Genomic DNA, 21,067 nt, shown 5'->3' on the forward strand with positions numbered 1-21,067 from the left:
ATAGTTTTGATGAATTAAAAATCAGATTTCCATATCTTATTTTACATTCAAAACAAAAACTCCTATTTCATCATCTATGATACAAAACTATCTTGATAAAAGCCGATTGAAAGAACTGACTATTTTTTTACGAAGTATAACCGAATAAAAAAACGTATCAATCCCAACCTTTTTACAATTTATTATATCATTATAATAAAAGTAAACCTATGAAAAATATACTTTATGTATTGCTTGTTCTGTCTTGTATCCTTTTTAATTCCTGCAAAGCAAAATTAAAATATGATCCATATTCTGATACTCCCTATACTAGATTTATAGAAGGTACTAACAGCGGCGTAATGGTTACAGAAACCAAACAAATTCTTATTCCGGCTAAGTATGGCTGGATAGATCGATATTTGGCAGGTGAAAGTTATCCACCAACATCAAAGCATATATTTTATATTGGATCTTACAGGGAAGATAGTATTTCCATGTATGTTAAAAGCTTTTTGTTTAATGTAAATGGTAAACTGCTATATACATTTGATAAAGGCGAAGATATAAAATCACTTTTTTACCAAAATAAACAGCTTTATCTTATCACTAAAAAACAACTTTGGGGTGAGGAAACAATACCAGATCGAATCAATCTCATAAATTATGATGACAAATTATTTCGCTTAGATGCAAATAAAGATAATGCAGCTGAACTTTGTATTTATCCTTCAATAACACATCTTGATAAAAATATGATTTATCTTAATAGCGACAATCAATTTGGATATTTCGATCTCAATACAGATAAAAAGATTCTATTAAAATTGTATAAAGATTTTCAAAGCTATTTATATGTAAAAAAGAAAAATGAAATTTGGGCGCAGAAAAGCAATTCAGAAACCGGAAAACCAAATCCATATTATGATACCGCTATTGACAGTACATTAAACGTCAAACCTAATACTGCCAAAAATGCTCTAATGGCTTATGAAAAATATTATTTTTCGCAAACTGAAAAAGGAATTCAAATTGTTGATTTTGATGGAACAGTTTCTCCTTTTGCTTATCCTTTTCTTGAACCTGTAAAACATAGAGTAGCTCATTTTGCTAATATTCATCCAGATCATGACATCATTGTAGATCAACTTTTTGCTTTTTCACCTGATAAAAAAGGAGATATAATGGGTATTATAGATCAAAGCGGGAAAATTATTCTGCCTGCCGAATTTAATTTAATAGGGATGCAGAAAATAAACTTTTATAGTCAGCCAAGTGAAGAGTTTCTGGATTTTTTTAAGGATAATAAACTATTAAACTTTTACTATTTTACGGTTAAAAACGAAGATAACAATGATGTATATGCTCTATACAATCAAGAAGGTCAAGAAATTATAAAGTTAAAAGAAGACAAAAACGATCGTTGGACTTATCAGTTTGATTTAATGGAAAAAAAACGATTGCAAATTAAGTTTCAATGTAGTAATAAAACTAAAATATATGATTTAAAAACTAAAGAATTAATCGCTGTTGGACCAAGACAATATTAAAAATGTTTTTACAAATGAAATTCTTTAAACAAATACTAAAAATGAAATATCAAAAAGTAATTTTGTTCTTCTGTTTCGCCATCTTCTCTGTTAATAATTTATTAGCACAGGAAATAAAAATAAATTTTGATCGACAAACATGCCAGCTTAATGAAAATATCAATCTTAGATTCGAAATTCCGGTTAAGCTTGAGTATAAGCGTGATTCTATTCAGAAATTAGATTTAAATCAATTTGACAAAATAGGCGGTCCTGCAGAATCTTACAGTGCAACAACACGAGATAAAAAAGTTATTTCTTATCAAACTACTTTTAGTTATTTATTTAAAGCAATTACGCTGGGTAAACAGAAACTGCCTCAGTTATCCATTTTATATCAAGGTAAAATTATCAAAACACCAGAGTCTTATATAACTGTTGTTAACGATCCGTTAGTCAATGTGCAAGCAAAATTTAAGGATTATAGAGGCGGACATTTATTTAATATAAGTCTCCCAACTTACATGGACAAAACCAGCGGCATAAATACGTATTCGGCAATAGAATATAAAAATATCGAAAACAATCTCTTTGGAACTGTAATGTATGAAACTAAAGAGAATTTAGCTTTATCCGGAGAAACTTACTCTTCGATAAATGATTTTTGCAAAACGCTGATAGATGATTTTTTTGAGAAAGAAGAAAAAGAAGCTTCACAGCCTGTTTATTTTAATAAAGAGTCTGTAAATTTTATGGAAGCTGATGTTTCTTATTACGATAAAGAAAGAAAACAACAGTTTTACTATTTCATTGGTGTAGCAGAAACAAAATCTACTTTCTACACTTTTATATCCTGGGTGCCAATAGAACGAAAAAATACATTTAAACCTGATTTTCAGCAAATACTTTACAGCATTAAAGATTAATGCTTAAATCATTATTTACAGAAGGAATAGATTGATCCTTTTCTACTGAATATTATCTAAAAAAAAACCTCGTCGATTGACGAGGTTTTAGTTGTATTATTTTTTTGATTCTTCGATAGAAACTTTTCTGAACTCTTTTAAAAGTTTTTCGATTTCTAAAGTAGCTTTACGTGCTCTTGGTCCTGCAGCTTTGATACCTTTTTCAGTTAAAGATTCAGCTTCTGCTTTGAATGTGTCAATTTCGGCGTTGATTTTTACTAATAGATCTTTCATGCTTATAATTATTAAATTAAGGCGCAAAAATAGAAGTTTGATTGATAGTTACAACATATTTGCTGTTAAAATTATCATTGTTTTTTCTACTTTAAATTAACCTAAAATTTACGAATCGCTTTTTGCTAAATCATCTTTTCGCAATAAACTATTAATCAGACAATTATTATCAAAATAAAATTTCAGAACTTATTTAGACACGTTTTAAAATAGGTTTATAAAAAATTAAAACGGTTTTAAAGTATAAGATTTTCGCTTAAATTTTTATTTTCCCATTGAGAATGTGCGGAAATTTTCCCCAATTGATTGTCTATTTACGTGCAGAACTTCAAAATACAGGTTAAATATTAAGATTTTGTTATTATCTGTATTAAATGAAGATTAATATTAAACTCATTTTATGCTTATCTTAATTTTAGCTGAAAGCTGTTTTGCCAAATTGGTCACATAATTACTAAAATAGGCTGAATCCTTAAAGTTTTTATCTGCACTCAATTCCCATCCCGCTATCGGATAATAACTTATTTCCTCCTTGTTTTTTGTTTTCAGTTTTATGAGATAAGAATCTGTGAGCTGTCCTGTTTTTGGTGCTTCAATATATCCTTTATAAACATTTTTCGGAACAATAACTGCTGTTCCTAAAATCCATTGACGTTCGTAAGTCAATTTATCATGCTGAATAAAACAAACAAAATCACCTGCTTCAATTACCTGCAGCGGGTTTTGATTGTTTAGATTAGAAAGTGTTATCAGCAGCATTTCGTTTCCTTTTAAACCATTCAGCGAAACTGTATTTTTATAGCCATACATTCCCGGCCAGATTGAAGTTGTTTCCTGCGCCTGGTATTTATTTCCTGAAACTTCCCAATTTTGATAAGTATAACTCAAAACGGAATTAACCGGACCTTCGCTGATAATCTTAAAAGTTGTTTTTTCAATAGTATTTAAAGTGTCGGCAGCAAGTATTCCGAGTCTGTTGATTTTATTGTCATTCGTTAATAAAGCAAAGCCGCCTAAACCAGCCGAATTTCCAACAGGAAAAATATCTCTTCCCCAGTCGTACATTACATGATAATTGTCTTCAACTGCACCTTTACTGTTAATTCCAACATCTTCGGGTGTTATGCCCGGCAATTTTTTTCCAAAGACATCTTTTGAGTTTCTTCCATCCAAATAATGCCTGAAACCTACTTTATCATTCTCCCAGGTTGGCCCATCTGTTTGGTATTTTTGATAGCCTAATTTTTTATGTACTTGGTCTGCCATTAAAACTTCCTGCGTATCAGAATGAACAGGAAGGTTCTTCCCTTCTCTTTTTCCAAATCGCACACTTGTTTTTATTGGGAATTTAGGATCTTTCTGCGACCAATTCAGCACTATTGTTTTTTCTTCATTTGGAGAAAAATCGGTTACAAAAAAAAATTCATCCCATTTTCCGTCACCATTTAAGTCATTAACCTGCGTCGGAATTGTATCATTCTTAAAAAGTAAAACCGGATAAGTTCCTGAATCTTTATTTATGGTAAGCTGATTTCTTTTTACCGCAATCGCTTTTTGAAATAATTCGATATTAGAAGTGTTTTTTAAAACAATCGTATTTTCTTTAGATTTTTTTTGCTGCGCCTGGCAAGACGCAAAAATTAGTATCGAAAATGCAGTTGATGTGTAAAGTTTAATGGTACTTTTCATTCTTTTTATTTTTAAACCAATTTAGGCATTGGAAATTATTTTATTTATCTGATTCCTTTTTGGAGTTTTTCTAAAGATTTATCATCTAAAGCTTTAATTTGATTTACTACTATTTGGGCAATTGTTTTGGCTCCTAATAACGAAAGATGCGTGTCATCTGCCTTGTCTTTATCATAATAAGCATTTTCGCCTGCTTTGAAGTGCAGATGCAGCTGTTTTGATTTTTCAGGACCGTAAGATTGTTCTAATACTTCGGTATAATATTCTAAATCGATAAAAGGTACCTTATATTCCTGTGCTGCTAAACGGGTTTCTAAAGGATAATCGCCATGCGTGGGAACTAATACTCCTTTTTCATTAAAGTTACGTCTGGCAATTGAAGTGAACAAAACTGGTATTGCTCCTTTTTCTCTGCTTTCTTTTACAAAACGAATTAAGTTATATTTATAGGAAGTATGCGGGTTTGTATAACGGGTAGAATCTTCTATTTTTTCATCGTTATGTCCGAATTGTATAAAAACATAATCTCCTTTTTTTAGTTTTTTATAAATGGAATCCCAGCGTTTTTCGTTGATGAAACTTTTTGTGCTTCGTCCATTTACAGCTTTATTGAGCACTACTATATCGTCTTTAAAAAATGGCTGTAATACCTGCGCCCATCCATGTTCCGGATTTCGCTCGGGATCTTTTTTGTTTGCCATTGTGGAATCACCTATAGTATATAGAGTCGTTTTTTGTGCAAAACAAGCTGAGGAGATTAATAATAAGATTAAGATATATCTTTTCATTTTTCTTTTATTTTTATTACAATTATTAGTCTGAGTTGAAGGATACTATTTGCGTAGACGCACTGCAGTGCGTCTCTACAGAAACCTCTGTCCCTCTGTTCCTTTGAACCTTTGAACCTAAAAAAAACTTACGGTTTCGAGACCGCTGTAGGCACCGTCGCTCTTTGTCCTATAAAAACATCCGTCATCAAAACGTTTTCGGCATTTTCATTGGAGAGCGCATTTTTAGCTTCTTTGATTTCTATATTTTTTAATGATATGTTTTTGATTTTTTTATCGGGAAACCCCTGAATTACAATTCCGGATTCTGATGCTTTATTACAAGTAATATTCGAGAATGAAACATTAGATATATCCGATTGAAATCCTTTCCCTTCGCCATGATAATTGGCCGTAATATAAATACAATCTTCAACTTGATCTAATTGAAGGTTTCGAACAAATATATTTTTGATAAAACCGCCTCTATCTGCATTCGTTTTTAGATAAACTCCTCTTTTTAAGTATCCGATGGTTTTACAGTTCTCTACAAAAACATTTTGCACTCCTGCCGACATTTCGCTGCCAATAACTACGCCATGAAGTCCTTTAAAATTGCAGTTTCTAATTATTATATTTTCGCTTGGTGTTGCTGTATTGGCTCTTCCTTCATGATCTCTGCCTGCTTTTATAGCAACGTTATCATCGCCATTATCAAAGGTTACATTTTCGATTAAAACATCTTTGGCATATTCTGGATCGATTCCGTCATTATTGTGATTTAATGATTTATAGCTGATACCGCGAATGGTAATACTCTGCGATTTTAAAAGATGTAAACACCAAAACGGTGAATTTTCAATTCTCACATTTTCGACCAAAATGTTTTTACAATTCAAAAACTGAATCATCTGCGGACGCAGAAAATAACCTTCACCAAATTTTCTGTCTTTTATCGGAATATTATTGTGGTTCATGTCGCGGCTTAAATTCTTCCCCTGATTTTCTTTTGCTTTAAAACTTTTCCACACATTTCCTCCTTCTCCATCAATCGTTCCTTCGCCTGTTATGGCAATATTGGTACATTCATTAGCATATATAAGTGGACTGTAATTATACAACATAGTTCCTTCCCAGCTTGTTAAGACCATTGGAAGATAATCCTGCGGATTGTCACTAAATTTAATCTTCGCTCCTTTTTCTATTTTCAAGTTTACATGGCTAACAAAATGAATTGGTCCGTTTACTTTATAAATCCCTTTTGGTACAATAATAGTCCCTCCATTATTCTTTTTACATAATGCCATCGCTTTATCAAAAACAGCTTTGTTGTTTGTAATAGAATCTCCTTTTGCCCCTAATTTTAAGATATTTACCTGATAAGCAGGAAAAACCGGAAGTTGAATTCTATTCACTATCGAATCGACTTTTGCTGTTGGAAAATCATTATTCTGAGCAAAAGAGCTGCAACAAATTAATAAAAGTATAAGATATTTCATTTTTTTTTTAGGTTCTGAGGTTCTGAGATGCTAAGGTTCTGAGATTCTAAGATGCTAAGATTCTAAGTTTTGTTTGAATTCTTAGCATCTTAGAATCTCAGCAACTTAGTAACTTCTGTACCAATTTGGTACAGAATCTTTTAGAATATTTTCTATCGAATATTGATCTGCTTCTGATTTTGTAAGCTGATGTGACCACGATACTCTTTTGGCTGGTTGAAATCCTTCTCCGCTGTTATTGTATTCGGCATAAAAGGCGTTTTTCTCTGCATCTGGTTTTGACCAGTTTTCCCAGCCTTCGGCTTTTATATGTTTTCCTAATTCACAGTTTATATAAACGGTTTTGGCATAAATACGCCACGGTCTTCCTAAATAAACCGCATTAGCAGATGGTTCAGCCGTTAGTTTACAATCCTTAAAAACAAAGCCGTATTCTGTTCCTTCAGGAGTTGAAGCGGCTGTTACATACGAACTTTTAATGCTGTGAATGACACAATTTTCGAATAATGTAGTTGCGCCTCCAAAAATAAAATCAGTTGTTCCTTCAATGTAACAGTCTTTAAAATATTGTTTTGCATTTTTTCCTGATAAATAAAGTGTGTCCTGATTTCCTAAAATAATGCAGTTTGAAATTTTAGCACGATTGCTTACTACTGATAACGCAATCGCCTGACCTTTATCTCCGGAAGCATTTTGAATGGTTAAATTTGATGCCGAAAAATCATCTCCTTCAACTAAAAGGGTTGAAGTATAAAAGGTACTATTGCGCCCTAGATTGATCTTCGAAAAATTGTCATCAAAAGTAATGATGGTGTTTTCTTTACTTTCACCCAATAAAATCAAATTAGTATTCCATTCCGGGATTCTAAGCTTTTCTTTATACGTTCCGTTTTTTATAAAAATTGTTACTTTTTCATAAGGAAAAGACGGACTTGCATAAATGGCATCTTGTATTTTAGTAAAGTCGCCTGAGCCATCCTGTGCAACAGTTAAAAAATTAGTTTTTTTTTTCTCTGAGGGTACTTCCGTAACCTTTACTCCGTTTTTAACTGCCCAGGAAGCATATTTCTTCAAAACTTCTTTTGGTTCGTCTGTATACCAGGCATAACCGTTTCTGCGTTCTGAACCTATTTCATCCAGCGATTTCTTTTTGATTCCGTCACGATCACTAAAGAAAGGCTCGTTGTTGTCCAGTTCCATAAATCTTGCCCAGATTGGTTCAGCATTTTGAACCGGAATCATTTTTTTGTCGATAATTTTGCCGGCATCATTTAAAACACGTTTTTCTTCAAGATTGGTAATTTTCGTTTTTTCGAACCAGGCATTAGCACTTTTTACAGCGGTAATTATTTCCGGAGAAGGTTTTTGAATTGACATTAAAAGCAAAACAATTTTAGCCGATTCTTTTCCGCTAAGCGAAGGAAGCTCATAAGCTCTGGCTTTAGCCGGAAGTAAAGTAACTTCGTCATGCTGCGCACACCAGGCGGTTAAAACTCCATTTTGTTTGTATTGTGTTTTTATAATGCAGTCGATACCTTTATCAAAAGCCATTTTTGTTTTGGCGACAATTTCTTTTGATGGCTTAATGCTGTAAAAATCAGTTTCTTCAGCTACTTCTTTCATCACATTTAAAATGCGCACCATCGAATCGTCATTGTAAGTAATATGCGTGTAATATCCTTTTTTTAATGGATAAAACTGAGGCCAGCCGCCGTTTGCATATTGCGCTTCTAACAAATAATTTAAACCTTTTAAGAAAGATTCTTTATAACGTTCGTCTTTTACCTGAGCATACATTTTAGACATAAAAAGCATTTCCTGAGTCGTTGCTCCATTGTCTGTCGTAGTTTCTTTTGTGGTTTTCTTTATTTCAAGCAACTCTTTTTTCTGCGAAGAAGTCAGCTCATTCTGCATTTGAATGTTCTTTGGCCAGCCTCCAATATCTCTTTGATAAAGCAAAACATTTTCAGCAATCTTTTTGGCTTCTTCTGTACCAAACCACGACGCATCATTTTTACGAATAATATCCGGCCAGTTTTTATTTGTATTTTGCGCCTTAACTGCAAAACTAAAACCAACAATAAAAAGCAGTACTATTTTTTTTAGTGGAATCATTTTATTCTTTTAGTTTTTAATAATTTTTATTTCGTAATTCTAAACCAGTCAACAGCTGCATTTCCTGAATCGTTAGTTACTTTTTCGCTTACAGCAAAAAGTCCAATTTTAGCTCCAATCCATTTTCCTTCTTTTGAGATAAAATCTGTTCCTATTGCCTGATAATTTTTATCGTCTAAGCTGTAAAAGAAACTGCACACTCCGCCTTTTTTAATTTTAACTCTTAGGTAAATTGTATTATTTGAAATTAAAAGCGGTTTTGTTTCCGTTTCTGAAACAGTTTTATTGAATGTTCCTGTTTTTTGGTTTAAATATAATTTTCCTTCAACATTTTTAAAACATAAATAACTGTAATCCAATCCCATTACAATTAGTCCGGTCGATTCTCCATTTAATCTTGTATTGAAAGTTATTTTGGCTGTCGCCGAAAATTCTTCGGCAGGAAACTTTTGAAGCAGTAAATTTGGAGCATCAAAAATTTTTATGTCTTTAATTGTTGTTACGCAAAATAAATTTAGATATCCCATGCTGGTTGGAAAACCCCAATTAATCTGCGAATTGGCCTGCCACTGCCATTGTAAACCTAATTTTGGTTCATTAAATTCATCTGATGCCGCAGGATTTCCAATTGGATATTTTTTGCCAACATTTGGTTTTTTAAATGTTGTAACCGGCTCTCCTATTCCGTTTTTGTCAAAATCCTGTCCCATAACCGGCCAGTCATTTTCCCATTTCATAGGCTGTAAATGCACAATTCTTCCGTAAGCACCTTTATCCTGAAAATGAATAAACCAGTCTTCACCAGTTTGTGTCTGAACCCACGCGCCCTGATGCGGACCGTTTATTTTAGTTGATCCTTGTTCTAATACTTTTTTCTTTTCATAAGGGCCAAAAACATTTTTAGATCGTAAAATAGTCTGCCAGCCGTTAGGAACGCCCCCTGCTGGTGCAAAAATGTAATAGTAATTGTTTCGTTTGTAGAATTTTGGACCTTCAATTGTGCCTTCGCTTTCATGTCCGTCAATAACCATAACTTCGTCATTATTAGCAATTGTTCCTTCTGCGTTCATTGTGCAGACTACCAATAAACTTTTAATCTGCGCACGGCTTCCTGCAAAGGCATGCGCTAAATAAACTTTTCCGTCATCATCCCAAAGCGGACTTGGATCAATCAGTCCTTTTCCGGCTTTTACTAGAAGAGGTTCTGACCAGGGGCCTTCGGCTTTTTTAGCTTTTATCATATAAATCCCAAAATCAGGATCTGGATAATAAATATAAAATTCGTTGTTATGATATGTAATACTTGGCGCCCAAACTCCATTTCCGTGCTGTACTTTATCATAAGTTTCAAAAGGCGGCTGTTTTGGCAGTGCATAACTTAAAATCTTCCAGTTTACCAAATCTTTAGAATGCAGAATTGGTAATCCCGGAATACAATTAAAAGACGATGCGGTCATATAAAAATCATCTCCAACCCTAACAGCATCAGGATCTGAATAATCAGCGTGAATGATAGGATTTGTATAGTTTCCGTCTCCATTATCCGGTGTCCAGACTTGTGCCGAATTTTTCTCAAAAGAGAAAACGGAAAGGAGAAAGAAAATGATTTTTATATTTTTCATTTTTGTAATGATTAACTTTTTATTTAAACCCGACAGGTTTTTAAAACCTGTCGGGTTTAAATTGTGACTTGCAATTGGAGTTTCTAAGCGATGCATCGACTTCCTTCAGCAAGACAAAGCGTGCCTTCACCCACAATTCACAATTTACAATTCACAATTGCTTCTATCTATTCAATTCTAAAGCGGCCAATATAAAAGGCCCAGTCGCTTTAGGATCGTTGTCTTTTTTTCTTTCGTTTACGTAATATTCATAAGAACCATCACGATATGGTGTACCCCCTAAACCTGCAACCTGACAGCAATTTGTTAAGGTAATACCTCCATCTTCGTCAACTTTTTTAATTAAGATTTTAGTCAGTCCGTCAAAAGCTTTGTTTGCCAGTTTTTTATATTTTGCCGGTAAATATCCTTTGTTTGCTCCTTTTGCAAAAGCATAAGCAAACATTGATGATCCTGAAGCTTCTAAATAATTTCCTTTTTCTCCGCCTTTATCTGTAACCTGATACCATAAACCTGATTTATCCTGATATTTAGCCAAAGCCACAGAAGCATTATTTAAATATTTAATTAACTCATTCCTTTTTGGATGTTCTTTTGGCATATAATCCAGAACGTCAACCAAAGCCATTACGTACCAGCCTAAAGCTCTGGACCAAAAGTTTGGAGAATTTCCGGTTTCTTTATTTGCCCAGGGCATTTCTTTGCTTTCGTCCCAGCCGTGGTATAATAATCCGGTTTTCGGATCTGTTGCATGAAGCTGAATTAACTCAAATTGTTTTGCGATATCATCAAAGTTTTTTCCGTTTTCAAAAGTCAAAGTATATTGTGCATAGAAAGGTTCACCCATATACAAACCGTCTAACCACATTTGATTTGGATAAATTTGTTTGTGCCAGAAACCGCCGCTTGCTGTACGTGGCTGCTCTGCTAATTGCTTACGAACTAACTGCATCGCTTTTAAATATTTATCTTGTTTTGATTCTGCATAAATATCAAAAAGCAAACGCCCCGGTACCACCAAGTCGATATTGTATTTGTCAAATTCGTAGGTTTTAATGGTTCCATCTTCCTGAACTAGTTCATCAACATAACCTCTTATATAGGCTTTATATCCAGGATCTGGATTTTTCTTGTACAATTCTTCAATTGAATGCAAAACCAAGGCATGAACATAATCCCATTTTGGCTTTTTAGAATCGTCAAGCATATAACTTTCCGGATGACGTTTCATCAAGGTTAAAGCCATTTTATCTGACCATTTCATGTCTTTAGAAATAACAATTTCTTTTTTTGCAGGTTCTTGCGAAATTACTTTACAGCTTGTAAAAGCAATGGCGCAAACCAATAAAACCGACATAAAACTTTGTTTTCTATTATTTTTCATTTCAAAATATATTTAAATTCTACTATTTTTCTACTTCTAAGGCGGCCAGAATAAACGGACCTAAACCGTGTGAGTTATCGGTTTTTATTTTTTCATTAATGTAATATTCAAAAGAACCATCCCGATACGGGTTTCCGCCTAATCCAGCGCTGGCACAAACCTGTGTAATATGAATTTCACCATCTGGATCAACTATGACAAGCTCTTTTGTTATGGCATCAAAACCTTTTAATGCCAGTTTTTTATATGCTGCAGGTAAATATCCTTTATTTGCTCCTTTCGCAAAAGCATAAACAAACATTTCAGAACCAGATGCTTCCAGGTAATTTCCTTGCTTTTTTCCTGCATCTGTTACCTGATACCATAATCCCGATGCATCCTGATATTTAGCAACAGCTTTTGAAATATCATTTAAATACTGAATTAGTTCTTTTCTTTTTGGATGGTCTTTTGGCATATAATCTAAAACATCAACCAGCGCCATCATATACCAGCCAATAGAACGCGACCAGAAATTTGATGAAGTTCCCGTTTCTTTATTCGCCCATGGCATCTGCTTGCTTTCATCCCAAGCATGAAAAAGTAATCCTGTTTTTTTATCAAGCGTATGCAGATGAATTTGTTCGAATTGTTTGGCAACATCGTTTAAATCTTTTCCGACGTCAAATTCTACAGTGTAACGCGCGTAAAATGGTGTTCCCATATATAAACCATCAAGCCACATTTGATACGGATATATTTTTTTATGCCAAAATCCGTCTGAATTGGTTCTTGGGTGTGTTTCTAACTGTTTTCGCAACGTCTGCATTGCAGTCAGGTAACGATTGTCATTTGTTCTTTTGTACAAATCAAACAAAAATTTTCCCGGATTTACATAATCAATATTATAATCTTCGAGTTTGTAATTCATAATTTCTCCCGAAGGATTAATCACTGTTTCGCCATAAACTTTAATATAATCTCCATAAACCGGATTATTTGTCTTTTGATACAGTTTTTCAAAAGAAGTCATTAACAAACCCAATTTATAATCCCATTTTGGTTTTTCGTTATTGTCAACCTGCCATGCCTGCGGTGCACGTTTGATAATAGAAAGCGCCATTCTCTGTGACCAGCTTAGGTCGTTAGATATAGTTTTTGAAGTTTCCTGAGCCTTCATTTCAGTAAATGAAAAAACAATCATACAACTCAAAATTCCGGCAAAACTAAAATGGCTTTTCTTTATCATATCAAATCGTTTATTTATTCAATTCTACTGCGCTTAATAAAAATGCTGCTAAGGCCGGTGAACTATTATCTTTTGTTTTGCTTTTTGCATAATATTCATTTGTACCGTCGCGAAATGGTTTTCCTCCCAAACCAACATTCGAAGAAACATTTGAAATCGTAATTTCATTATTTTCATTTGTTTTGACAAATTCTTTTACAAATGCGTTAAAAGATTTTTGTGCTGTTTTTTTATAAGATGATGCTAAATAGCCTTTATCAGCCGCTTTTGCCAAACTATAAATTATCATTGCAGAACCTGACGATTCTAAATAATTTCCAGACAGTTCCGGCTTATCAGCAACCTGAAACCACAATCCTGACGGGCTTTGCACCTGAACGGCACTTTTTGCTATTTCATTCAAATATCCCAATAATTCTTTTTGCTTTGGATGATTCTTAGGGAAATAATCCAGCGTTTCAACCAATGCCATCATATACCAGCCAATTCCTCTGTTCCAAATTGTTGGTGAAGTTCCTGTTTCGGAATTTGCCCAGCCAATTTCTTTACTTTCGTCCCAAGCCTGATATGGCAATCCTGTCTTTTTATCTAATAAATGATTATGAACCAATTCAAATTGTTTGGCAACATCATCTAAACTTTTACCATTTTCATATTTAACTGTGTATTGTGTATAAAAAGGTTCAGCCATATACAAACCGTCAATCCACATTTGATTTGGGTAAATTTGTTTGTGCCAAAATCCGCCGCTTGCCGTTCTGGGCTGACTTTCGATTTGTGTTCTTAATTGTTTTATTACCGTTAAATAACGATTGTCTTTTGTTTCTTCATATAAATTAAACAACAATTTTCCGGGATTTACATAATCGATATTATATTCTTTGATATCGTATTTGGCAATATTTCCACTGCTGTCAATCAATTCATCTGCGTATTCTTTTATATAATTGAGATATTTTTTGTCTTTTGTTTTTAGATATAATTTCTCAAAAGCAGACAAAGTCAAACTCATTTTATAATCCCATTTTGGCTTCTCGGTTCCGTCGATCTGCCAGGCCTTTGGGTATTTATTTATAATGGTCGCCGCTGTTTTCTCTGACCATTTTGAATTGGCAGAAACTACAATTTTTTCAGTATTTTGACCAATTGCAAAACTGCTGAAAAGAGAGAACAAAACAACAGCTGTTCTTTTATAACTCATTTTTATTGAAACAAATTTCAACATGATTACATCTTCCCTTTTTTGTTCAATACTTCTAATTGTGCATCTAAATATTTCACGAAATCTTCCTGAGATTTTATTCCGTTTTGCTCTTGTTCCCAAGCTCCTAAAAGATAAAAATCAGTAGCTTTTGTTGTTGGTTTAAAAACCAATAAATAATCCAAATCCGTATCAGCGATATTTTCGATGGTGTTAACTTCATAAAAAATAGCCAGTCCTAATTTGTCCGGAACCAAAGATTGTGTACCATATGTAGCTATATAAGCCCATTTTTTGCTTTTGCTTTCTTTTTTAAGCAGTTCTGTATTCTTTTGTTTTACAATTCCGGTACAGATTCCTTTAATTTCTTTGGATGCCTGAATGGTATGTTTTGTATATAACTGATCTGGCTTTATGGTTAAAGTCGAAGTAAAATCGATTTTATCAGATGCTGTTTTCCATCCGTAATAATTCACTTTTACACCCGATTCGTTGTCTTTATTTACAACTGTTGCAATCGTAGAATCTACTTCGCGGAAATGCAGTTTTTCATTGTTTAAATAACGATCAATAGATCCAATTCCGATTGCTTTTCCTGCTTTCAGAATATCGGCTCCCCAGTCGCTCATTTCGTGATAGGAATCAAAATTATCCTGTCCGACTTTTGGTAAAATCATGGCAGAAGTTTTCTTTCCAAAAATATCAATTGCATTTCTCCAGTCTAAGTATAAACGGTAACCAATTCGGTTATTTTCCCAGCCCGGACCTTCGTAACGAATATCAAAAGAATGATCTGTATGTTCGGGGGCCAGTTTTAGTCGGTCAACATTATTAAAAGTAGTTCCGCCAATATATTTGCGTCCTTCCCATTTTCCGTCTGTTTTTACCGAAATTTCGGCGTAAGTTTTAGCCGTTTTAATATCATATTTTTGGGCATTAACTGATGTAAAACCAATTAAAAATAATGCTGCGGCTGTAATTTTTGTTTTCATTGTATGGTAAATTATTTGAATATCTTATTTAGAAATTTGATTGTAAAATTGACTGTTTTATAAAACCAAGGTTCAAAAAACCAAAAGGAATGCGGTGAGTTTTCGATTGTTTCAACTTCATTGTAGATTTTATATTGATTTAAAATCTTTATCATATCATCTCTCCCTGCATGAAACCTGTCAATACTGCTGTTTATAAACAATGTTGGCGGCGTATTTTTGTCGGTATGGCTTAAAGCCGATGCATTTTTCCAATTCTCTGTTTTTTCTTCATAAGAACCTCCAAGCCAAAACGATGCCATTTCTCCTTCTGAAGATTCGGGATGCCTGAATGCCAAAACGCCATCTATATCAATAATTGCATTTACTTTTGATGATGACTTACTTTGATTTGAAGCATCTTCAAAAGCTGGATTTTGATTTGTTGTACCAATCAAAGCTGCCATCTGCCCTCCCGAAGAACAGCCTAAAACAGCAATTTTGTCTGGATTTACTTTGAATTTTACTGCATTATCTTTTATAAATTTAATCGCATTTTTTACATCATAAACTCCATACGGATATTTTGCTTCGAGTGATAACCTGTATTCTATTGTAAAACACGAATAACCGTAGGAAGCAATTTCCTTTGCCAAAGCGTTCATCTGAGTTTTATTTCCAGATCTCCAGCCTCCGCCATGAATCATGATGACTGCGGGATTTTGCTTTTTTGTGTTGTATACAAAAGCATCTAAATGCAATTCTCTTCCACTTTCTTTAAAGTAAATTACATCTTTAATTTGATAAAGCCCCTTGTGTTTCTCTATAAGCGGAATTGTAATGAACGGATATTTTTTTATCAATTTAGTATAAGTGCTTTTTACCGTGTACGACGTGTCGACAGGGTAAGTCTGCTGGGCGTTTATTGCACAAGACAGCATGAATAAAATCAATATTATTTTTCGCATTACAATCTTTTTATTTTTTAGTCAGAAAGGAGTTCGACACTTTGGTCAAACTCCTCTTTAACTTCTTCAAAAAAACAAATAGTCTCAAAAAACTAACAAATTACTAATAACCAGGATTTTGAGGAAAATCTTTATTTTGGTTTAAATCCAATGCCACTTGCGGAATTGGCCTTAAAATTTTAAGCTGTCCGCCAACACCAACAAAATTAGCTGCCTTAATTTTATAATTATGAGCCGATGCTCTTGCAACTAATGTTCCGGTACGTTTTAAATCAAACCAGCGTTTATATTCTCCTAACAATTCTCTTCCTCTTTCATCTAAAATATAATCGATGTTGAATTCTGCTGCTGTCGCATTTGCAACGCCTGCTCTTCTTCTCACTTCATTTAAACGATCTAAACCAGTCCCTGGCTGTCCGGCTTTTAAATAAGCTTCGGCAGCAATTAAATAGGTTTCTCCAAGTCTTGAAACAATAATATCTCTTGTACTTACAGGACCTGTGCTCGAAGGCGTTGTAGGATCCGGATCGTCAAATTTCTTAACCGGAATGGTATAGCAGTCTAAGTTTTTAATCAAAGTATGCGCTGCAGAATATTCCCCCCAAGGATGATACACAAACGTCGCCGATTTTCTTGAAGCGTTTGCTGTTTCCCAAGCAATTCTGTCTGCTGGCGTAAACCATTTTGGCTCATAAAAATGTCTCACTTTTAATGAAGCTGGATTTGTGCTTCTGTAATACGGATAATACAACACGTTTTTTGTAACGCCGTTTGTAGTTTCAGGACCCTCCAGAATTTCTGTCATAAAAGTACCTTCCCATCTTTTATCTCCTTTTTCATAAAGACCTAAAGCGTAATCTGTTGGGCATAAATTATAACTTCTTAAAGGTGCACCTGTTTCGGCACCTCCTAAATACGAACTGAAATAGTAAAACTGGTTGTTTCCAAGTTTTGTAGGGTCTGTACTTGTTGAAGCTTTATCATACTGAACAGAGAAAATAGTTTCGGCATTTAAATCGTTTCCGGGTTTAAATAACTGATCAAAGGCAAGTGCAAGTGTTTGCCCGCCAATTGCTGCATCAGCGTAAGCGGCTGCTTTTGCGAAATCATCAGCTTTGCCAAAAGTTTCATATCCTCTGGTTAAATACACTTTTGCCAGTAAATCGTTTACGGCTCTTTTGTTGACTTTTCCTGTTGTGCTGTAAGAGTTTGTTCCAACACTTGCCAAAGCTGCATCTAAATCTGAAATAATCTGAGTATACACTTCTTCAGCAGTATTTCTGTGGAAAGATAAAACCGGTGTTGTTATATTTTCATTTACAATTGGAACTCCGCCATAAGTCTGAACCAATAAAAAATACGCTTGTGCTCTCAAAAATCTGGCTTCGCCCACCTGCGTGTTCAAATTAGCTGTTTGTTCTGTTATAGCTGAATAATAAACGGATTTATTTACAGATTGAATTAATTGATAACAAGGCGTATACAAATCCGCAACATTATCCGAAGAAGGTATTAAAAGTGTATACTGGCTTAAACCTGCCGGTTCTGGAGTTCTTCCTTCGGCATACATATCAGTTCCTGATTCAAATAACCAAGGATTTCCTCCATAAATGCTCTTAAGCCATGCATAATTTGTATTGATCAATAACTGGTATCCTGATGCTGTTTTATAAGTGGCATCGGCAGGAACATTTGACAAGCTTTCTTCTTCTATATAATTGCTGCATGAATTTAAAACCATGGCAGCAATTCCTAATATTATTATTATTTTTTTCATTTGATATCTTTATTAAAATTTAACACTTAATCCCAATTGCGTTGTTACAGATGCCGGACGGTTTACCCCAAAAGGAGAAGCGGCCCACTCTGGATCATATCCATCAAAATCTGTAAATACAAATGGATCTAAAACATTCACATAAATCCTCAAATTACTAATTTTAAGTTTTTTCAATAATTCTGAATTCAATGTGTATCCTAAAGATATATTTTTGATTTTTACGTAAGAAACATCACGATAGTAACCAAATAAAGAAGTCCAATAGGCACCCGCACCCGTTGCAACCGGTCCCGGTCTTGGGTTTGTGTTATTGGCATTGGCTTCGATACCTGTACCATTTGTTGGAATAAAATAATCCATTGCCAATTTTTGACGGCCTCTGTCGCTTACGTCTGCAAAGTTTTGGTGAAAAGTACTCAAAACTGTCTGCCCCTGACTTGTCAATACAGAAAAATTGAAATCGAAATTCCCAACAGTCAGTTTAGAATATAAACTTCCCTGCCAATCCGGATTTGCATTTCCTATTACCGTTCTGTCATCCTGGTTAAATTTTCCATCGCCATTTAAATCTTTTGGTCTCGCCTGCCCCGGAGCTTGCCCGTAAGTTGCTGCACGTGCTGCTTCGCTTTCCTGCCAAACGCCATCATAAACGTAGTTGTAATTAGGGTTTAACTCTGAACCCAGAATTAATTTATTTCCAATATCACTAACCTTGTCCTGATTGTAAATTGACTCTAATTTGTTTACGTTTTTAGTAAAGGTAAAAGTCGTTTCCCAGTTTACGTTTTCGCTTTTGATGTTTTTTGTCGTTAATAAAACTTCGACACCTTTATTGCTTACAGAACCCACGTTTGCAAAAGTGTTTTTCCAGCCGCTTTCTGCAGGTAATTGCTGCTTGTAGATTAATTTATCTGATAATCTGTCGTAAACATCAACACTTCCTGAGATTCTGTTTTTCAAGAAACCGAAATCAAGACCAAGGTTTAATTCTCGTGTTTTTTCCCATGTTAAATCCTGATTCGCCAGATTTTCTGACTGCCAGCCCGAAACTACATTGGCTCCGTTTGCATAAAAAGTCTGCTGATTTAATAACGCCTGAGAAGTATAAGGCGCTACGTTATCGTTTCCTGTATAACCTAAACTCGCACGAAGTTTTAAGTCTGAAATTACATTACTGTTTGCTAAGAAAGATTCTTTGCTGATTTTCCAACCTAATGCTACAGAAGGGAAACTCTGCCATTTATTACCTTCAGATAAAACAGATGAACCATCCCATCTTGTAGAAGCAGTTAATAAATATTTGTCTTTAAAAGTATAGTTTAAACGAACGGCATAAGAGCTTAACGTATTCTTTAAATAACCTGAACTGATGTTGTAACTAGTCTGAACTCCAGATCCCATATTATTTGACCCAGTATCAAAAGGCTGATTGTTAGAATATAAATACGAAGTTTCATCAACATTTGAATACAAACTCTGCAATAATAAAACACTAAAATCATGCACTTCAGCAAAAGTATGTTTCAAATCAATTTGGTTGTCCCAAGTATAATTGAAGTTATTGAAGTTTTTTATTGAGGCTGAATTTTTTCCGTTTAATGTAACTCCGGCATTTGTCTGTGCACCATAAGCTGCACTTGTAACTGTATTTTCTATACCGGCAGAAAAAGTGGTTTTAAATGAAAGCCATTTTAATGCTTGGTATTGAAAGAAAACATTTCCAACGGTCTGCCATGTTTTTTCTGTCTGCGAAGAATTGGCAATTTCCATTAATGGGTTTACCGCACTGGTTTTATTAATTGCCCAGGAACCATCAGGATAAGTTAATTTCCCCGGAAGGAAAAATAAAGTTCCTACTCTTTCATTTCCATCGGCATCAACTGCCCAAGGTGACATTAAAGGGCTAAGTCTGAAAGCATCCTGCATGGCTAAATCACTTCCTAACTGCGTGTCAACACGAGCAATTGTAACATTGGCACCTGTTGTAAATTTGTCGTTTATTTTATGATTTAATCCTAATTTAAAAGAGTATTTATCAGTTCCGTCATTATCGATAAGTCCTTCATCGCTTTGAATTCCGAATCCTAAATTGTAGCTCAAACCAGAATCTGAACGGCCTGTAACATTTAAGTAATTGTTTTGGGTCATTCCGGGTTTTAGAACAGCATCAGCCCAGTCAAAATTGTAGCCATTGTTTGCTCTTGTAACTAATAAAGGGCTTTGATTTCCTGCCAAAGCAGCAAGCTGCGCAGGAGTCTGAGTTGCCGGCGTTGCGCTCATATAGGCAACTTGGTGAAATTTCCACCATTCTTCGCCATTCATCATTTTTGGTAATCTTGCCGCCGTTTTTGTTCCGTAAGAAGAATCAAAAGTTACATTGATTCCTGATTTTACATTAGCACCGCTTTTAGTTGTAACAATAATAACACCGCTGGCTCCTCTTGAACCGTAGATTGCTGCTGACGAAGCATCTTTTAAAACGTCCATTCTCGCAATATCCTGTGGATTTAGAAAGTCAATATTATCAACCGGAACGCCATCTACAACATATAATGGAGACGATCCTACTAATGAATTATTTCCTCTAATAACCACTTTAAATCCGTCGCCGGAACGCCCTGAAGTTGACGAAATCGTAACTCCGGGTGTGCTTCCCTGAATTGCTTCCAATGCACTTGTAGTATTTCTTTCTGTAATGGTTGCCGCACTAATAGTACTTACAGAACCTGTAAGATCTGTTTTCTTTACAGAACCGTATCCTACAACCACAACTTCGTTTAATGAATTTGACTGTTCTGCAAGGCTTACGTTAATTTTTGTTTTTCCGGCAACGCTTACTTCCTGCGTTTGAAAACCTAAATAGCTTATTATTAAAACAGCTTTATTATTGGTTACATTTATTTTAAAACTTCCTTCAAAATCCGTCGAAGTTCCGTTTTTAGTTCCTTTTTCCTGGATATTAACGCCCGGCAGCGATAATCCTGTCGCATCTGTAATTTTCCCTTCTATTGTTGTAGACTGTGCATTTATAGTATTGCACAGGAGGAAATTCAGGAAAAATAAAAATACAAGGTTGTATTTTATTTTTTTCTTTAATGGTTGTTTAATTTTCATAAGTGGTTTCGTGGTTTGGTTA

Annotated in this window: 15 protein-coding genes; 2 read left to right on the forward strand and 13 right to left on the reverse strand. The window is 34.4% G+C overall.

The window, feature by feature from the left end; translation table 11 throughout:
* The first annotated feature begins 209 nt into the window (after window positions 1–209).
* Both ASD98_RS01430 and ASD98_RS01435 read left to right on the forward strand, forming a co-directional pair.
* Window positions 210–1,529, forward strand: coding sequence for a hypothetical protein (locus ASD98_RS01430; RefSeq protein WP_056199111.1), 1,320 nt, complete (start codon window positions 210–212; stop codon window positions 1,527–1,529).
* A gap of 41 nt (window positions 1,530–1,570) precedes the next feature.
* A complete protein-coding gene (locus ASD98_RS01435; protein ID WP_056199114.1) occupies window positions 1,571–2,434 on the forward strand; it encodes a BatD family protein in 864 nt (287 codons plus the stop codon).
* A 96-nt stretch (window positions 2,435–2,530) separates the two neighbouring features.
* Here ASD98_RS01435 and ASD98_RS01440 read toward each other — a convergent pair whose 3' ends face one another.
* The 13 genes from ASD98_RS01440 to ASD98_RS01500 all read right to left on the reverse strand — a co-directional run bounded on the left by ASD98_RS01440 (window position 2,531) and on the right by ASD98_RS01500 (window position 21,045).
* On the reverse strand, window positions 2,531–2,707 hold the full coding sequence (locus ASD98_RS01440; RefSeq protein ID WP_026729959.1) for a histone H1: 177 nt from the start codon (window positions 2,705–2,707) through the stop codon (window positions 2,531–2,533).
* Window positions 2,708–3,100: 393 nt separating this feature from the next.
* A complete protein-coding gene (locus ASD98_RS01445) occupies window positions 3,101–4,396 on the reverse strand; it encodes a DUF4861 domain-containing protein (protein ID WP_056199119.1) in 1,296 nt (431 codons plus the stop codon).
* A 44-nt stretch (window positions 4,397–4,440) separates the two neighbouring features.
* Window positions 4,441–5,184, reverse strand: a complete 744-nt coding sequence (locus ASD98_RS01450) for a rhamnogalacturonan acetylesterase (protein ID WP_056199122.1) — start codon at window positions 5,182–5,184, stop codon at window positions 4,441–4,443.
* Between the two features lie 128 nt (window positions 5,185–5,312).
* Complete coding sequence (locus ASD98_RS01455; RefSeq protein ID WP_056199126.1) at window positions 5,313–6,662, reverse strand: glycoside hydrolase family 28 protein; 1,350 nt, start codon at window positions 6,660–6,662, stop codon at window positions 5,313–5,315.
* A 105-nt stretch (window positions 6,663–6,767) separates the two neighbouring features.
* Complete coding sequence (pelA, locus tag ASD98_RS01460; protein ID WP_056199130.1) at window positions 6,768–8,777, reverse strand: pectate lyase; 2,010 nt, start codon at window positions 8,775–8,777, stop codon at window positions 6,768–6,770.
* A 26-nt stretch (window positions 8,778–8,803) separates the two neighbouring features.
* Window positions 8,804–10,399 carry a glycoside hydrolase 43 family protein gene (locus tag ASD98_RS01465; RefSeq protein ID WP_056199628.1) on the reverse strand — a complete coding sequence of 532 codons (1,596 nt, stop codon included), beginning with the start codon at window positions 10,397–10,399 and terminating at the stop codon, window positions 8,804–8,806.
* A gap of 163 nt (window positions 10,400–10,562) precedes the next feature.
* Window positions 10,563–11,783, reverse strand: a complete 1,221-nt coding sequence (locus tag ASD98_RS01470) for a glycoside hydrolase family 105 protein (protein ID WP_056199133.1) — start codon at window positions 11,781–11,783, stop codon at window positions 10,563–10,565.
* Window positions 11,784–11,805: 22 nt separating this feature from the next.
* Window positions 11,806–13,011 (reverse strand): glycoside hydrolase family 105 protein, encoded by a 1,206-nt coding sequence (locus ASD98_RS01475; protein WP_056199136.1) that lies wholly within the window; start codon window positions 13,009–13,011, stop codon window positions 11,806–11,808.
* 10 nt (window positions 13,012–13,021) lie between these two features.
* Window positions 13,022–14,212 carry a glycoside hydrolase family 105 protein gene (locus ASD98_RS01480; RefSeq protein ID WP_056199631.1) on the reverse strand — a complete coding sequence of 397 codons (1,191 nt, stop codon included), beginning with the start codon at window positions 14,210–14,212 and terminating at the stop codon, window positions 13,022–13,024.
* Window positions 14,213–14,238: 26 nt separating this feature from the next.
* A complete protein-coding gene (locus ASD98_RS01485; protein WP_056199139.1) occupies window positions 14,239–15,204 on the reverse strand; it encodes a DUF4861 family protein in 966 nt (321 codons plus the stop codon).
* Window positions 15,205–15,215: 11 nt separating this feature from the next.
* The gene (locus tag ASD98_RS01490) at window positions 15,216–16,151 is read right to left on the reverse strand and encodes an alpha/beta hydrolase (RefSeq protein ID WP_056199142.1); all 936 of its coding nucleotides are present in this window, start codon (window positions 16,149–16,151) and stop codon (window positions 15,216–15,218) included.
* Between the two features lie 103 nt (window positions 16,152–16,254).
* Window positions 16,255–17,928: a RagB/SusD family nutrient uptake outer membrane protein gene (locus tag ASD98_RS01495; protein ID WP_056199145.1), complete on the reverse strand. Its 1,674-nt coding sequence runs from the start codon at window positions 17,926–17,928 to the stop codon at window positions 16,255–16,257.
* 12 nt (window positions 17,929–17,940) lie between these two features.
* Entirely contained in the window at window positions 17,941–21,045 is a 3,105-nt protein-coding gene (locus tag ASD98_RS01500) for a TonB-dependent receptor (protein WP_056199149.1), read from the reverse strand.
* Window positions 21,046–21,067: the final 22 nt, after the last annotated feature.

It is taken from the genome of Flavobacterium sp. Root186, from assembly GCF_001428525.1.
Lineage (GTDB): Bacteria > Bacteroidota > Bacteroidia > Flavobacteriales > Flavobacteriaceae > Flavobacterium.

Bases quoted from the DNA above. Each gene is read 5' to 3' on its own strand.
- ASD98_RS01470 (WP_056199133.1), bottom strand. From the start codon at position 11,783: ATGAAAAATAATAGAAAACAAAGTTTTATGTCGGTTTTATTGGTTTGC.
- ASD98_RS01440 (WP_026729959.1), bottom strand. From the start codon at position 2,707: ATGAAAGATCTATTAGTAAAAATCAACGCCGAAATTGACACATTCAAA.
- ASD98_RS01490 (WP_056199142.1), bottom strand. From the start codon at position 16,151: ATGCGAAAAATAATATTGATTTTATTCATGCTGTCTTGTGCAATAAAC.
- ASD98_RS01445 (WP_056199119.1), bottom strand. From the start codon at position 4,396: ATGAAAAGTACCATTAAACTTTACACATCAACTGCATTTTCGATACTA.
- ASD98_RS01465 (WP_056199628.1), bottom strand. From the start codon at position 10,399: ATGAAAAATATAAAAATCATTTTCTTTCTCCTTTCCGTTTTCTCTTTT.
- ASD98_RS01455 (WP_056199126.1), bottom strand. From the start codon at position 6,662: ATGAAATATCTTATACTTTTATTAATTTGTTGCAGCTCTTTTGCTCAG.
- ASD98_RS01480 (WP_056199631.1), bottom strand. From the start codon at position 14,212: ATGAGTTATAAAAGAACAGCTGTTGTTTTGTTCTCTCTTTTCAGCAGT.
- ASD98_RS01475 (WP_056199136.1), bottom strand. From the start codon at position 13,011: ATGATAAAGAAAAGCCATTTTAGTTTTGCCGGAATTTTGAGTTGTATG.
- ASD98_RS01430 (WP_056199111.1), top strand. From the start codon at position 210: ATGAAAAATATACTTTATGTATTGCTTGTTCTGTCTTGTATCCTTTTT.
- ASD98_RS01435 (WP_056199114.1), top strand. From the start codon at position 1,571: ATGAAATATCAAAAAGTAATTTTGTTCTTCTGTTTCGCCATCTTCTCT.
- ASD98_RS01485 (WP_056199139.1), bottom strand. From the start codon at position 15,204: ATGAAAACAAAAATTACAGCCGCAGCATTATTTTTAATTGGTTTTACA.
- ASD98_RS01495 (WP_056199145.1), bottom strand. From the start codon at position 17,928: ATGAAAAAAATAATAATAATATTAGGAATTGCTGCCATGGTTTTAAAT.
- ASD98_RS01450 (WP_056199122.1), bottom strand. From the start codon at position 5,184: ATGAAAAGATATATCTTAATCTTATTATTAATCTCCTCAGCTTGTTTT.
- ASD98_RS01500 (WP_056199149.1), bottom strand. From the start codon at position 21,045: ATGAAAATTAAACAACCATTAAAGAAAAAAATAAAATACAACCTTGTA.
- pelA (WP_056199130.1), bottom strand. From the start codon at position 8,777: ATGATTCCACTAAAAAAAATAGTACTGCTTTTTATTGTTGGTTTTAGT.